The organism is Enterococcus sp. DIV0682, from assembly GCF_051712685.1.
Classification (GTDB): Bacteria; Bacillota; Bacilli; order Lactobacillales; family Enterococcaceae; genus Enterococcus; species Enterococcus faecalis.
On sequence record NZ_JBIOPK010000001.1, the window covers coordinates 1,966,961 to 1,982,807 of the forward strand.

Genomic DNA, 15,847 nt, shown 5'->3' on the forward strand with positions numbered 1-15,847 from the left:
CTTAAACCTTTTAATTACTTATCCCATTAATGAGATTGCTTGATCTAAAACATTTTCGCCATTCATCATGCCATAATCTGCCATGTTAATTACATCTAAAGGAATCCCTTTTGGTTGTAATTTTTGTTCAAATTGCCCTTTCATGAAACGAACTTGTGGACCTAAAAGTAAAACATTCACCTCTTTATTTTCCAAGTTTGTATCAGCTTCAGAAGCCGATACTGCAAAGATGTCTGCTTCCATGCCACGATCTTCTGCTGCTTTTTGCATTTTTGTTACTAATAAACTCGTGCTCATTCCTGCGGAACAAACTAACATAATTGTTTTTTTTGCCATTTTTTCTTCATCTCCTTAAAAATTATGACGTTATACACTTTATTTATAGCAATAATTGTGCCAAGTTTTTTCCTCATTAAAATACTGATATAACAGCTTTTGTCATCGAAAAAAGCGTGCACACACTAAAAGAAAACGCTTACACACATGAAATTGTGTGTAACTTACAAAAAGAAAACATCAAGAAAAAAGAGAGCGTTTTCTCATTTCTTGATGTTTTTTTATTTATTATTGTTTACTTTTAATTTCATTTTCTAAGAACATTTGGGTAACATGCGCAACTTCCGCTTCTGGAATCGTCACACGATACGCCCGTTCAATTAACATAAAATTCGTGCGTACGACATCGATTTCTAAACGATGTGTTTTAACATATTCCGCTAAGTTTGGAAAAGTTCTTGCTTCTTCTCCTTTAATTAAAGCATCTACCAGAAAAGCCAAATGAATCATGATTCCGGCATCCACCCCTGGTTCAACAATAATATGCATGTCTGTTTGTATTTGATGAACTGTTTTTTGTAACATGAGAATTAATTTTTGTAAGGAGTCCACAGAAGTAATGACGCCACTTAGTGAATGAACAATTGTATCAATCGCCACTTCATCACTAGCAATTCGTTTCAATACATTTAATTTTTCATCATCAAAAATATCATAGACGGAAAAGAAAGGAATATTTTGATATTCAACATCCACAGTTCCCGCAATGGCCTTAATTTCATATTCTTCCATCAAATTGTCGATATGCTTTTTAAACGTTTCTCGTTCAATAAATTGCATTTGAATCAGTTCCACTTTTGTTTCATCAATAACTGGTAAGATTCGTTGGTATAGTTTTGCGGCAACCCCTTCTCCAGTAAAGCACGTCACGATTACTGCTTTTTTAACGTTTTGACGTTTTTGCAGACTAGAACGAAATTGTTCTCTCACAACGCTTTCAAAAGAAAGTTGAATATTTTGGTAAATGTCCTCTAAACTTCGTCCCACGCTTGCCATTCGAATAGCTTCTAAGACAATCATTGTGCTCGTCATTGTAATCGCCTTCGTTCGGATACCTGTTTCTTCAAACAACATATTTCCAAACGAATTTAATGAACCCATATCCGTCAGTAATAAAATCCCATTGTTTAACGATTCTTTTTGCGTAATTACTTGGTTTCGTAATTGTTCATACATTGTTTGAACTTCCATCGTTAACGGCATATTCATCGCTGTTCCGATTGACGTTCCTAAAAGTTCTTGGGCGGTTTTCAACATACTTGAGGCAGTAGAATCCCCATGCATTAAGACGAACACACCAACATTATTTTCTGGAGTTCTTTCTTCTTTACCGACATTAATAGATAAAAACATACTAATAAAGCCAATTTCATCGAAAGGAATCTCTATGTTGTTCTCTTCTTCAATAATAGAAGATAAATCTAAGGCTACTTGAAATTCTTTTTTCATGTTTTTACGGACATTATTTAAATCAGGATGGACAATCACGTGACCTTCTTTGACTCGTTCAATCGTACTTTGTAAATGAAGCGCAAAGGCAAAGCGCGCAGTTTCGTTGTACGTGTGTTCCAAACGCTCTTCTGCGATATCATAAAGACGATTCGTTAAGTCCCAAATAGCTTCTGGTAATAACTCCTTATGTAAAGAATGTTGGGTTAATTCTTCGACATAATTTTTAAAATACGCATTCATATCTTTAGAAATCAATTCTTCTAAATCAACATTTTCTAAGTCAGCTTCAGACAAGTCAGCGACTTTTTCTTCGATTTCATTGTAAACTTGCATGTCTCTAGCTGGATCTTGCGACCAAACAATTTTGTTGGTACCTGGTTGGAAAGATAAATAATTACTTTTACTGTCGACAAATTGATCCAAGCGCTCAGGTACTTCTTTAATTTTTAATAATCCTTTTTGGACAGGTAACGACAAATCCCGTTTACGGATAACCAAATGTTCTAAATTGTGCGTCCGATAATAAAGAAATGACTTAGCACAAACTAATTTTAAGTCCCGCTTCACCTGACCAATATTTCCTTCTGCATCGTATAACATGAACGCCAAAACTGCTTCGCGTTCGATATCAATTTGTTGGCCCAAACGTGTTGCCTCTTGCTGAATAAATAACGAAATGATGGCATAACGCTCATCTAGCGTCCGTGCATCTAAAGATGGCAATGTAATCGACATCGGAATCCGCCGATTAAAAGTGGTTAAAAAGTTTTCTGAGGATTCCGTTGTCGCACCAATAATTTGAACAGAGGCTTCATAGGTTTGACCACTTTCTCCTAATGGACGGTACACGCCTTTATCAATAAACGTAAAGAGCATTTCTTGACCTTCTGGCGGTAAACGATGAATTTCATCTAAAAAGAGAATCCCGCCATCTGCTTTTGCCATTAAGCCTGGACTATCTTCATTCGCACCAGTATAGGCGCCTTTTTTTACGCCAAAGATATGACCAAATAATAATTGTGGGTTTTGTGCATAATCGGCACAATTAAAAGAGACAAAAGGGGCATCTTCATCTAAGGTTTTTGAATCAATTGCAAAACGGTACATACATTCAGCAAAAAGAGATTTCCCTGTTCCTGTTTTCCCAAAAATAATCGTATGCAAACCTCTTGGTGGATATAAAATAGCAGCCTTGGCCTGCTGAATACTCACTTTTAAAGAATCATTGGCACCTACTAATGTGTCAAAACTAACAGAGGTGGACTCATCTACATGGACTTGTTCTCCTTCATTGATTGTTGGCACTGAATAGATAACAGGACGTCCAGTACTTCTAGTAATTTTCTTTTCTTTGAATAATTCATTTAAATAACGGCTGGCATTACTGCGATCAATCATTAACTGTTCTGCTACCGCTCCTGCCGTTAAGCCAGTTTCATTTTTTTGAAGTAACGCTAAGATTTCTTCCTTCCGAGATTTCATGGAATCCTCCTCGATACAACGTTCTGCTTGAAGCTCGTAAAGCGTTATTTCTTCGCTTTACGAGCTCCTTTGTTTTTCGTGTTTTTCTTTTTGTTTTTCTTCTTTTTGCGTGTTTCTTGTGGTTCTTTGACAACAGAATTTACTGTTTCTGGTTTTCTTTCTTTCGTACTCTTTTTTTCTGAATACGTATCTTTGACTACGTTCTTTTTTTCTAGTTCATCTTTGGCTTTTGGCTGTTCATGAAGTGCACCATCATATAAAAAGATTTCCTGATAGGGAATGGCCAATTGTTTCATCAAACGTTGATAATCCCTTTTGGTGCCATCGTTGATAAACGTAATCACTGCCCCTTGTGCACCCATCCGGCCAACGCGACCAGAACGATGAATATAGCTCTCTTCGGTTAAAGGAACATCTACGTTTACGACGTAAGGGACCCCTGTGAAATCTAAGCCCCGTGCCGCAATATCCGTGGTTAATAACAACTTCACTCGTTCTGCTTTAAATTGATCGATCGCCAATTTACGCAACTGTTTACTTTGATCTGAAGCCAGGCCAATAGCTGGCACATTCTCATAAACTAATTTTTCTTCTGCTGCACCTAAATCAGCAACTTGATTGAAAAAGACCATACTTCTGAATGCTTCTGTATGGGCCAAACGACGTAAGTAATCAGCTTTTTTTCTTGGTGCTAACCGAATAAAGTAGTGGGCGACTTGACCTGCTGAAGTATCTTCTTCCGTCACATCAATCACCTGTAATTTTTGGCTTAAAGATTGCGCTTGATTCACGACACGATCAGCAGTCGCTGAATAAAAAACAAGTTGGTATTCGGTTGGTGTGTGTGTCAAAATTTGCTTGGTTAAACTTAGCTCTTCCTCTTGGAAAAGTTGATCAACTTCATCCATTACAATTGTTTTTAACAACTGAGCTTTGACTTTTTTGTTCTTCATTAACTCTAAAATCCGACCTGGTGTTCCGATTAACACTTCGGGACGTTTTTTTAACTTGTCAATCTGGCGTGAAACATTTGCCCCGCCGATTAACGTTTGAACCGTTAATTGAAGTGGCTTAGCCCAAGTCCGAGCAACTTCAGCAATTTGCATAGCTAATTCTTGAGATGGAGCAATAATCAACAATTGATTTCCCTGTCCTTTTTCAACAGTTAAGAGTAAAGGCAGCATGTAAGCAAGTGTTTTTCCAGTTCCTGTCGGCGAAATTCCTAAAACATTTTCTCCTTCGCGAAGGGGCGTAAAACTTTTTTCTTGAATTGTTGATGGTTCGTTAAAGCCAGAAGCTTGCCACTGTTCTTGCCAAGCCTCTGGAAGTTGTTCTAAAAATCTCATATTGTTCCTTTCCTATCGCTTAATTCTTATTTATCAGCATCAAAAATAATGCCGGCACTATGACGTAAATCAGTGACTACTTTATTGACATTTCGAGCAAGCTCAACCCATTCTTCATACTTGGTGCCCCAATACTTATCTGTTGGGTTATTTAAAACTGCTGCAAAATCACGGGCTTCTTCAATCATTGGATTATCGGCTACTTGAATATCTAAGACATCACGTTCTTCATGTGCGCGATCATGGTACTCAGCCGAAGAAATAGCATTGACACTATCTAAAATCAAGGTCCCGTTTTCAAAGTAAATTTCGGATGGCGCAAAAGAATCACTAATTTTCCCAGTGTTTAACGTCACGTCAAACTGATCATATCGTAAAATAATTGTTCCTAAGCCATCGACACCTGTCGCAATTTTACTAGCAAAATAATGGCTTTCGTTTGGTACGCCAAACCAGCCCAAGGCTGCATAAACTAAATAAACGCCTAAATCTGCTAAGGCTCCCCCAGAAAAATGAGGAGAAAAAATATTTGGCTCTTTGCCTTCTAATACTTGATCATAGCGAGAAGAATATTTCATATACGTAAAATTCGCACCTAAAATTTGGTTTTTTAATGGCAATAATTCAGCAATTTTTTGGAAACTTTGCTCATGAATATTACGGGCCGCTTCAAAGAAATACACACGATTTTTATTCGCTAATTCAATAATTTCTGCCATCTCATCAGGCGTTGAAAAAGCTGGTTTTTCAACAATTACATTTTTTTTCGCTAAAATTGCTTGTTTCGCTTGTTCAAAATGTAATGAATTTGGTGAGGCAATATAAACCGTATCCATATGTGCAATACCAAAAAACGTCTCTAAATCAATTGCATATTCCACATCCCCATAGCGAGAACCAAATTCTTGTGCCGTTGCTAGTTTCCGAGAATAAACAGCCGTTAAATCGTACGCACCCGTTTCTAAAGCTGCTGCAACAAATTGATGACTAATCCAATTGGTACCAATTACGCCTAAATGTATCATAATCAAAAACCTCCATTTTTTGTTTATTTACTCTCTTTATAATAGTAATCTCTCGTACAAAAGTCACGTAATTACCCTGCCTTAAAGCGCTAGGAGTTCTTCAAGTTATTTATTAGGATCATCAAATGCCTGTAATAAATCAAAGGTTACCTGTGACTTAAGTTCAATCGTTGCTGGTGTTACGTGGCAATTGTAAGCAAGGACTTGCACACCTTGATCAATTGCAGCACCCACATTTTCAGCAAAGGCAGGTTGCATCTCTTGGTGAATCGTTGCTTGCTTAATTTCTTCAAATTGGACCACAAACAAAATGTAACAGCGGTAACCCGCTTTAGTTGCAGCCATTAGTTCAGTGACATGCTTCAAGCCACGAAGTGTTGGCGCGTCAGGAAAAGCACCGATGCCTTTATTTTCTAAAGTCATGCCTTTCACTTCGACAAAAGCTTGTTCGTCCGCATCCGTTTCCACTAGAAAATCAAATTTTGAATGTGCAAATCGTTGCTCACGTTTAACAGTTTGGATCGTACCAACTAAACCAGGAAGCACAATTTGACCATTTTTTAACGCTTCATTGACTAATGTATTCGGTACTTGACTATCAATATTAATCCAAAAAGAACCTTTTTTTACTGCAATCAAATCGTAATCTGTTTTTCTTTTAGGCGATGGTTGATAACTAAGCGCCACAACAGCACCTGGTAAAAAAACTTCTTTCCCTCTGCCAGTATTTTTGACATGTGTGATTACTTCTTCATTCGTTTCCATTAAACGACAGTGTGCAATAAACCGATTGGGTCGTTCGATAAAATAAGCAAGTTGGACATTCGGGTACTTCATACACAGACTTCCTTTCTTACACACTATACCATAAAAAAACAAGGAAAAGTATAGACCAAAACCAACAATTTTACTATCTTGTGTCAATCATTAAATATTTGTCAATTCTCAGCGATTTAGTCGAATATTTTAGACAAGTTCTATATAATAAAGGTAACGAAGACGAATAAATGAAAATGAAGGTTAGGAGGAATTTCTTTGAAAAAACATTGGACTTTCTTGGTTGGTGCATCTTTACTTACTGGATTAGCAGGCTCTATCCTCTGGAAAAAAAATAAACAGCTCCCTTCCCCACAGGAGCTTCAACACAACTATACTGGGCATTGGTGGTTTGTGGACGTGAAGAAAGCCACGCAACACACCTTAGAAATCACCTCATCTTTCAATGTTTTCATTGATGGCAAACAAACGCATGCCTTGCTTGTTGAATTAACCCCTAAACGCTTAGTTATCTTAGACAAGTTAGGTTACCATTTAATCATTCAATGTGAAAATGGTGTCCCTGCGACGCTTTACGATGAAGCCGACGACGAAACCTACACACTAGAACGGGCCATTTACAATTAATAAATCACCCATGACACATAAAATGAAGTATGTGTGGTGGGTGATTTATTTTTTTACATCCCTTGCAAAAGCATTCAGAAAGTTTTCTTACAACTTGAATATTATTAAATAGTCAAATGCGCCTTTTTCTGATAAACTTAGGATGATGTTTTTTTGAAAGGATGAGCCCCTATGACACCAAATCGCGAAGACTATTTAAAATTAATTTTTGAATTAGGTGGCGACGAAGTTAAAGTGAATAATAAACAAATTGTTTCTGGACTCGATGTTTCGGCAGCTTCGGTTAGTGAGATGATTTCAAAGTTAGTAAAAGAAGATTTGGTTGAGCATTCTCCTTATCAAGGGGTACAATTAACTGAAAAAGGCTTAAAAAAAGCGAGTACGTTAATTCGCAAACACCGAATCTGGGAAGTCTTTTTAGTAGAGCACTTAAATTACACTTGGAATGATGTGCACGAAGAGGCAGAAGTTTTAGAACATGTTACTTCACAGACGCTTGTGAACCGTTTAGCGGATTATTTAAATCATCCAGAATTTTGTCCACACGGTGGTGTTATTCCCGAAGATAATCAACCCATTCATGAGGAGAAACGCCAAACGTTAACAGACTACCCTGTTGGCACAAAAGTTCGGATTGCACGTGTCTTAGACGAAAAAGAATTACTGGATTATTTAGTTTCCATTGATTTAAATATTCAAGAAGAATATACGATTAAAGAAATTGCTGCATATGAAGGACCGATCACCATTTATAATGAAAACAAAGAATTATCCGTCAGCTTTAAAGCAGCAAACACAATTTTTGTTGAGCCGTTGATTAGAGAAAGTGAGGAAAACTAATGAATGAAAAAGTAGCATTATTTACTATTTTCGGGGGGACAGGTGATCTTGCCAAACGTAAATTGTATCCTTCCCTGTTCCGCTTATATAAAAAAGGATTATTAGCTGAGCGTTTTGCGGTGATTGGTACCGCACGTCGGGAATGGACAGACGAATACTATCGTGAAATCGTCCGTGAAACCATTCAAGACTTAAATCCCACGGCCGAAGAGGCAACTGAATTTTCTAGTCATTTCTATTACCAATCACATAATGTGAATGATACGGAACATTATAATACCTTAAAAGAATTATCTGATCGCCTAAATGAACAATACCACTTAGAAGGCAATCATGTTTACTATTTAGCTATGGCCCCTCAATTCTTTGGAACCATTGTTAATCACTTGAAATCACAACATATTATTTCGGAAGAAGGCTTTGATCGTCTAATTATCGAAAAGCCATTTGGTTCTGATTATGAATCTGCCTACGAATTAAATGAAGAAATTCGTGCTGCATTTCCTGAACAAGATATTTTCCGAATTGACCATTACTTAGGCAAAGAAATGATCCAAAATATTTCAGCCATTCGTTTTGCCAATAATATTTTTGAATCACAATGGAACAATCGTTACATTGATAATGTCCAAATCACCTTCGCTGAAAGCTTAGGTGTCGAGGATCGTGGCGGCTATTACGACCACAGTGGCGCACTAAAAGATATGGTTCAAAATCATATTTTACAAGTCGTTGCATTGCTTTCGATGGAGCCTCCTGTTGCCTTTTCTGAAAAAGAAATTCGGACTGAAAAAGTAAAAGCTTTACGTGCCATCCGCCTTTATTCTGAAGAAGAAGCCCTTCAAAATTTCGTGCGTGGCCAATACGGCGAAGGTCAGCTAGCTGATCAAACATTTGCAGCCTATCGTGATGAACCGAATGTGGCAGAAACTTCATCCACTGAAACTTTTGTTGCTGGTAAATTTTTAATTGATAATTTCCGTTGGTCTGGCGTCCCTTTCTATGTTCGCACAGGTAAACGATTAACTGAAAAAGGCACACGCATTAACATCGTCTTTAAACAAGTACCTATTAATGTCTTCAAAGATGATACGTGTGAAGAATGCGATAAAACCGATTTACCACCGAATGTTTTAACTATCTATATCCAACCAACTGAAGGATTTTCATTAACCTTAAATGGAAAAGAAATCGGTCAAGGGTTCAATACAACTCCAGTGAAACTTGATTTCCGTCAAAGTGCTGAAATGACTGAAAATAGTCCAGAAGCATACGAAAAACTTCTATTAGACTGCCTAAATGGCGATAGTACAAACTTCTCTCATTGGGACGAAGTTGCCCAATCTTGGCGCATTGTTGACATTATTCGACATGCTTGGGATAAAACAGACGTTTCTTTCCCTAATTATGCCGCTGGCACAATGGGCCCGCAAGCTGCCTTCGACTTATTAGAAAAAGATGGCTTTACTTGGGAATGGCAACCAGATAACTGGTACCGTGACCGCGGTCAACTTGATCAATAAATAAGCCAAAAAAGATCCGCTAGTTAACGACTAGCGGATCTTTTTTCTTGTTTATTCGAATCCTTCAGCAACCGCTTCTGGATAATTTTCTTCAACAATGTGTGCACAACGGCCACAAAGTGTTGGTAATTTTTCATCTGAGCCGACATCTTGACGAACGGAACGACAACGGTCACACGTTTCGCCTTCTGCTTTTTCAACTAAAATAGCCATGTCTTCAAATTGAACAGCTTCACTAGGTGCTACTTCTTTTGATACTTCAAAGTCGGAAACAATTAGTAATTGAGCAATATCTGCATCAACAGCTGTCATTAATTGACGAATTTGTTCATTTGGATAAACGGTCACTTTAGCTTCTAACGATTTACCGATTAATTTAGAATGACGAGCTTCTTCCAACGCTTTTAAGACATTGTCCCGGAAATCCATAAAGGCTGCCCATGTATCCATCAATTCTTCTTCATTAGTAAACGTTTCGTAACCTGGGAATTCAGCTAATTGCACATACTCTTCTTCTTCTTGTAAGAAACTCCAAATTTCTTCCGCTGTATGTGGAATAATTGGTGTCAATAATTTTGTTAATGAAACCAATGTTTGATAGAAAACAGTCTGCATACAACGACGTTGATAATCGTTTTCAGCTTCAATATAAACGACATCTTTCGCAAAGTCTAAATAGAAAGAAGATAAATCTACAGTTAAGAAGTTCATAACTGTCCGATAAATATGCATGAAATTATATTTTTCATAACCATTTTCACGGATTTCTTGAATGACTTGATTTAAACGAACCGTCATGTATTTATCTACAGAACGTAAATCAGCATAAGCTACAGTATGCTCAGCTGGATTAAAATCACTCGTATTCGCTAACAAGAAACGCATAGTATTACGGATTTTCCGGTACACTTCAGATACTTGGTTTAAGATATCCATTGAGACACGCACATCGGCTTCCGCGTCAACACTACTTACCCACAAGCGTAAGATATCTGCCCCCATTTGATTGATAACTTTTTCAGGTAAGATAGTATTGCCTAACGATTTACTCATCTTACGGCCTTCGCCATCGAGAACCATCCCTTGAGAAATGATTGATTTATAAGGCGCTACCCCATTGATAGCAACACTTGTTGTAATACTTGAGTTAAACCAACCACGATATTGGTCAGAACCTTCTAAATACATATCTGCTGGGAAAGTTAACTCTTCTCTTTCTCGTAAAACTCCTTCATGTGAAGAACCTGAGTCAAACCAAACGTCCATGATATCTGTTTCTTTGGTAAACTCGCCATTTGGTGAACCTGGATGTGTAAAGCCTGCTGGTAGTAACTCTTTTGCTTCACGCATAAACCAGATATTTGATCCATGTTCTGCAAATAAATTCGCTACATGTTCAATTGTTTCTGGCGTAATGATGGCTTCTCCATTTTCAGCATAGAAGATCGGTAATGGTACACCCCACGCTCTTTGACGAGAGATTACCCAATCACCACGGTCACGAATCATATTATACAAACGTGTTTTTCCCCAAGGAATTAGCCAGTCAACTTTCTCAACTTCATCTAAAATATCTTGACGGAATTTAGAGATTGAAGCAAACCATTGTGGCGTTGCACGGTAGATAACTGGTTTTTTGGTACGCCAGTCATGTGGATAACTATGCGTAAAGAAATCTAATTTTAATAATGCGCCTTTTTCTTCTAATAACTCAGTAATCATTGGATTCGCTTTGTCATAGAAAATTCCTTCAAAACCAGGTGCTTCATCTGTAAAGACCCCACGGCTGTCAACAGGAGAAATAACAGGTAAATCATATTTACGGCTAACGATATAGTCATCTTCACCATGTCCTGGTGCGGTATGAACTAAGCCAGTCCCGGCATCTAGCGTCACGTGGTCGCCTAGCATAACAAGTGATGTTCGATCATAGAATGGATGTTGAGCTGTCATACGATCTAATTTTTCACCAGAAAATTCTCGCAAGACTTCTACTTCTTCCCAACCAATCGCTTCTTTAACTGTTGCTAATAAATCTTTAGCAATTACAAATTTACGACCGTCTGCCTTCACTTCAACATACGTAAAATCAGGATTAACTGAAATACCTAAGTTGGCTGGTAATGTCCAAGGGGTTGTCGTCCAGATGACGAAGGCTGTCTCGTTATCTAAAAGACCTTTACCATCGGCCACATTAAAAGCTACGTAAATAGAAGGTGATTTTACATCTTTGTATTCAATTTCTGCTTCTGCTAAAGAAGATTCACTTGAAGGAGACCAATAAATTGGTTTTAAGCCTTTATAAATATAGCCTTTTTCTGCCATCTTACCAAAAACACGAATTTCTGCTGCTTCATACTCTGGATCTAACGTAATATATGGATGTTCCCAATCACCTGACACACCTAAACGTTTAAAATCGTTACGTTGTTTGTCGACTTGTGATAAGGCATACTCTTTACATTTTTCGCGATACTCAGCGACAGTCATTTCTTTACGTTTAACTCCTTTATTGGTTAACACTTGCTCAATTGGTAAACCATGGGTATCCCAACCAGGCACATAAGGAGAACGGAAACCAGACATTGATTTTGAACGAATAATAATATCTTTACTGATTTTATTCAAAGAATGTCCTAAATGAATATTTCCGTTTGCATACGGAGGGCCATCATGTAAAACAAAGGTTGGTTTTCCTTCGTTTAATTTTTGACGTTGTTCATATAAGCCTTTTTCTTCCCAGTCTTTTTGCCATTCTGCTTCACGGTTTGGCAAGTTCCCACGCATTGGAAAAGCTGTTTTTCCTAATTGCAATGTTTCTTTCATTTTCATATGCATTTGCCTCGCTTTCATTTTATCGATTTAATTGTGTTAGTTCATACTAAAGATGAACGATAGCTGATAAAAGTAGATAAAAAAAGAGTACTCCATCCCAAGGGACGAAGTACTCGTGTTACCACCCAAATTCAAAGTAGAGTTGCCCCTACTTTCTCTGAAATTGATAACGGTAATTATCCGGCAGTTCCTACTCAAGTGTTCAGAACTGCATCTAGGATAGAGGATCTGTTTAATGCCAGTGTCTGTCAAACTTTCACTATCATTGACTCGCTGCTAAGAATAAACATTAAACGTTCTGTTCTATCTATTTTGATTCTTCTTCAATTGTTTCTTCAGTGACTTCAATTACAGGCTTTTTTTCTACTACAGCATCTGTGTTCTCTTCAGAGTTTACAACAGTTTCATTTTCGTTGTCAAGGTCTTGTTCATCAAGAATTTCCTTAACTGCTGTATGTTTGTCTCCGACATAACTAGAAAAAGGCTTTAAAATCTCTTCCCACTCTTCACTCTTCACTTGCTCTAATTGAGTTTCAAGCATTAAGCTTAAGCGTTGATGGAAGACACGTGTTTTCTTCTTCAAGTCTTCTGTTTCCCCAGCTAATTGACGGGCACGTTCAATTGCTTCTGCTAAGATTTGTGTTGATTTCGCTTCAGCATCTGCAATCATTGCATTTGATTTACGTTCAGCTTCTACCAAGGTTTCTTTGGCTTGGTTATCTGCCGAAGTGATAATCATTTCTGATTCTTTGTTGGCACTTGATTTCACTTTATCAGCGGTATCTTGTGCAACAATAATTGATTGGTTCAATGCATCTTTCAATTCATTGAAGTATTGTAATTTTTCTTCTGCGTGTTTTAATGATTTCTCAAGTTCACGATTTTTTTGTAATGCATCTTCATAATCACGTGTGACTTGATCTAAAAAGTCATCTACATCGTCTTGGTTATAGCCTCTCATTTTTGTTGAGAAGTCTTTGTTTTGAATATCTAATGGAGTTAATGCCATATTCCTTCACCTCTTTGGATTATTTTTGTAAAACCCCTTATGAACACATTCTCATACTAATCCTGAAATAGCAAATATCTTACTTTTTTTATTATACACAACTTCGTCTGAATGAACAGCCAAAATGGTTTTCTTAAACAAAAGTTCGAGATTATTTTCTCAATACCCCTAAGAGGACACGAAATTTTTCTTTCTTTGTTTTTCCTTCTAATTCTTGAATCTGAAGGCGCCCAAATCCTCGTATCGAAACAATATCTAATAAGTCTAAAGCAAAATCTGGTCGTGTCGTTTCTGTCCAATTGACTTTTACTTTACCAGATTCGATCAATTGTTTTGATCGTTGCCTTGAAATATTAAATACGGCGGAAATCACACTATCCAGCCGCAAAGAGCTCATAGTCGTTCGCTCTTCTTGCCAACCATCCTTCGGTATCAAAATTTGTGTATAATCCTGTTCTTCTAAGCGAACAGTAATTTTACCAATTTTGTCGACTTGGTTAACAACGAAGCCAGCTACTTCTTGTGCTATAAAAACCTGCCACTTATCACCATCGGAAATAATATCTCCAAAGGCTTCCCTACGAACCCCAACATTCATCAAGGTGCCTAAAATTTTCCCATGAGATAATGTCGCAAATTTAGATGGATAAATAATTTCAAATAATACAACACCAAAATCTGTCTCTTCTGGTATGTAATACGCTGGATAAATCAAGCAGCGTTTTCGTTCTGCTTGCTCATAACCACCATAAAAAGTAAACGATAAATCACTGTTTTGTCGAATCAACGTTTCCAAAATATACGCCTGTCTAGGATCAAGAAAGTCTGTCAAATAAGGCGCGTATTGCATCTCCACTTGCTCTAGCCAATCCCCGACAGTGTCAATAAAAGGATGTTCATCTTTGCGGAAATGTTGATACACATTTGCGTTCATAGATAAATCATCCTTTCTAAAAGTTATTAATAAACAATAGCTCGTAAAATGACTGCTAAGCCACCCGCTGCTAGGTTAAGGACAATAATCCCTACCATTACGTTAAATCCAACCATTCCAATCCTTAAATTCAAACGGTCAAACAAACTTAAGTATGGTTCACAAATTCTAGAGAGCAAACGCCCGAAAGCAGAATCATATGCTCCTGGAAACCATGAAAGTAGCGCGTAAATCACTAGTAATCCTGAATAGATTTGAACGCCTTTGTATAATAGAGTAATCAGTGTTGCGATAATAACACCTCCCTAAGGCTTAGAAATCAAAGAATTGTTTGTTGGCTAAAGATTGTGCTGTCGCACTATCAATTTCCATATTCGCTGGTGTGCATAAGAAGATTTCATTGCCAACGCGCTGAATATCTCCGTCTAAAGCATACACAGTACCAGTTAAGAAATCAACGATGCGTCGTGCTTGGTCTTCTTCTACTAATGTAAAATTAACTAGCACAGCTTCTTCAGCAAATAAATGTTTCGCAATGCTCATTGCTTCTGAATACACACGTGGTTCAATAATAGTAATTTTATGTGTTTTTGCATTGGCGGTGCTTTCTTGTGCTCGTCTTGTATTCGTAGTCGCTGATTGATTAGAACTACGCATAGAAACCACTTTTTTCTCTGTGTAAGCAGCTTGTTGTGTGTCTCTTTCTTGATGCGCTTCAGCAGAACGATAGCGTGCAGAAGGTTTTTCAACTACAGGCTCACTTTGTTGTGTATAAGCTGGCTGACTGTAACTTTCCTGTTGTTGAACAGGGCGTTGTGGTTTAGGCCGAGCTGCACGACGCGGTGGTTCATTAACTGCTTTGCGCTCTTCATATTCTTCGTAGTTATCATAATAATCATCTTCTTCGCCAGATAAGCCAAAAAAGCTCGATAACGCATCCTTGTTAAAAATTGACATAAATTCCTCTCCTTTACGCATCTCTGAATAACGCTGTTCCGATTCGTATAAAAGTTGCACCTTCTTCAACTGCGATTGGGAAATCGTTACTCATTCCCATGCTAAGTTCTGTACAAGGAGCAAAAGATAAATGTTTCTCATTTACTGTCATTTGCAGCTCTTTTAATTCTCTAAATGTTGCATGTAATACTTCTTCACTTGCCCCAAAAGGTGCCATAGTCATTAGACCGACGATTTGAATTTTGTCCAAATCAGCAAGTTCTTGAATGAAAGGTAAGACGTCTTCTTTACGAAAGCCGTGCTTGCTTTCTTCCCCAGTTATATTCACTTCAACAAAACAACGAATAACTTTCGTTGCTCTTTTTTGAATTTCTTTGGCTAGACTCAGACTATCTAATGCATGAAAATAATCTATCTCATTAATAATTAATTTTACCTTCCTACGTTGTAAATTACCAATTAAATGCCACTGAATATCATTAAATTTTTCCAATCCAGCTTTCTTTTCTAGTAACTTATCTACTCGGTTTTCAGCTAAATTCTGGACACCAAGCTGAACAAGCTCTGCTGCTTCCTCAATTCCTACTGATTTAGTGACGCCAATCATTGTCACATCAGCAACAGAGCGCTGTGAGCTTTTGCATGCTAGCTGAAGTTGATTATTAATATTTGTTAAGTTTTCAGCTATCATTTCTAATCGATGC

14 protein-coding genes are annotated in these 15,847 nt (G+C 37.5%); 3 read left to right on the plus strand and 11 right to left on the minus strand.

Going from position 1 to position 15,847, the window contains the following annotated elements; genetic code table 11:
* Positions 1–18: 18 nt before the first annotated feature.
* The 5 genes from IGK96_RS09415 to sfsA all read right to left on the minus strand — a co-directional run bounded on the left by IGK96_RS09415 (position 19) and on the right by sfsA (position 6,478).
* Positions 19–336 carry a PTS sugar transporter subunit IIB gene (locus IGK96_RS09415; RefSeq protein WP_104846681.1) on the minus strand — a complete coding sequence of 106 codons (318 nt, stop codon included), beginning with the start codon at positions 334–336 and terminating at the stop codon, positions 19–21.
* A 228-nt stretch (positions 337–564) separates the two neighbouring features.
* Positions 565–3,270 (minus strand): sigma 54-interacting transcriptional regulator, encoded by a 2,706-nt coding sequence (locus IGK96_RS09420; RefSeq protein WP_002355912.1) that lies wholly within the window; start codon positions 3,268–3,270, stop codon positions 565–567.
* A gap of 44 nt (positions 3,271–3,314) precedes the next feature.
* Positions 3,315–4,616 (minus strand): DEAD/DEAH box helicase, encoded by a 1,302-nt coding sequence (locus IGK96_RS09425; RefSeq protein WP_002355911.1) that lies wholly within the window; start codon positions 4,614–4,616, stop codon positions 3,315–3,317.
* Positions 4,617–4,642: 26 nt separating this feature from the next.
* Positions 4,643–5,641 (minus strand): Gfo/Idh/MocA family protein, encoded by a 999-nt coding sequence (locus tag IGK96_RS09430; protein ID WP_002355910.1) that lies wholly within the window; start codon positions 5,639–5,641, stop codon positions 4,643–4,645.
* 105 nt (positions 5,642–5,746) lie between these two features.
* Entirely contained in the window at positions 5,747–6,478 is a 732-nt protein-coding gene (gene sfsA / locus IGK96_RS09435; protein ID WP_002355909.1) for a DNA/RNA nuclease SfsA, read from the minus strand.
* Between the two features lie 198 nt (positions 6,479–6,676).
* On the opposite strand from sfsA, the gene IGK96_RS09440 reads away from it, so the two are divergent.
* From IGK96_RS09440 to zwf, 3 genes are all read left to right on the plus strand, one after another.
* Positions 6,677–7,045 carry a DUF4828 domain-containing protein gene (locus tag IGK96_RS09440; RefSeq protein ID WP_002355908.1) on the plus strand — a complete coding sequence of 123 codons (369 nt, stop codon included), beginning with the start codon at positions 6,677–6,679 and terminating at the stop codon, positions 7,043–7,045.
* Positions 7,046–7,216: 171 nt separating this feature from the next.
* Positions 7,217–7,885: a metal-dependent transcriptional regulator gene (locus IGK96_RS09445; RefSeq protein WP_002355907.1), complete on the plus strand. Its 669-nt coding sequence runs from the start codon at positions 7,217–7,219 to the stop codon at positions 7,883–7,885.
* Positions 7,885–9,408, plus strand: a complete 1,524-nt coding sequence (zwf, locus tag IGK96_RS09450) for a glucose-6-phosphate dehydrogenase (RefSeq protein WP_002355906.1) — start codon at positions 7,885–7,887, stop codon at positions 9,406–9,408. The genes IGK96_RS09445 and zwf overlap by 1 nt, the downstream gene beginning before the upstream one ends.
* 51 nt (positions 9,409–9,459) lie before the next feature.
* Here zwf and ileS read toward each other — a convergent pair whose 3' ends face one another.
* From ileS to IGK96_RS09480, 6 genes are all read right to left on the minus strand, one after another.
* A complete protein-coding gene (gene ileS / locus IGK96_RS09455; protein ID WP_010712188.1) occupies positions 9,460–12,240 on the minus strand; it encodes an isoleucine--tRNA ligase in 2,781 nt (926 codons plus the stop codon).
* A 310-nt stretch (positions 12,241–12,550) separates the two neighbouring features.
* Positions 12,551–13,252, minus strand: coding sequence for a cell division protein DivIVA (gene divIVA, locus IGK96_RS09460; RefSeq protein WP_002355904.1), 702 nt, complete (start codon positions 13,250–13,252; stop codon positions 12,551–12,553).
* Between the two features lie 151 nt (positions 13,253–13,403).
* On the minus strand, positions 13,404–14,186 hold the full coding sequence (locus IGK96_RS09465) for an RNA-binding protein (RefSeq protein WP_071646617.1): 783 nt from the start codon (positions 14,184–14,186) through the stop codon (positions 13,404–13,406).
* Between the two features lie 26 nt (positions 14,187–14,212).
* Positions 14,213–14,470 carry a YggT family protein gene (locus IGK96_RS09470; RefSeq protein ID WP_002355902.1) on the minus strand — a complete coding sequence of 86 codons (258 nt, stop codon included), beginning with the start codon at positions 14,468–14,470 and terminating at the stop codon, positions 14,213–14,215.
* Positions 14,471–14,498: 28 nt separating this feature from the next.
* Positions 14,499–15,143 carry a cell division protein SepF gene (locus IGK96_RS09475; RefSeq protein WP_002355901.1) on the minus strand — a complete coding sequence of 215 codons (645 nt, stop codon included), beginning with the start codon at positions 15,141–15,143 and terminating at the stop codon, positions 14,499–14,501.
* A 13-nt stretch (positions 15,144–15,156) separates the two neighbouring features.
* A complete protein-coding gene (locus IGK96_RS09480) occupies positions 15,157–15,834 on the minus strand; it encodes a YggS family pyridoxal phosphate-dependent enzyme (protein ID WP_002358890.1) in 678 nt (225 codons plus the stop codon).
* Positions 15,835–15,847 lie beyond the last annotated feature (13 nt).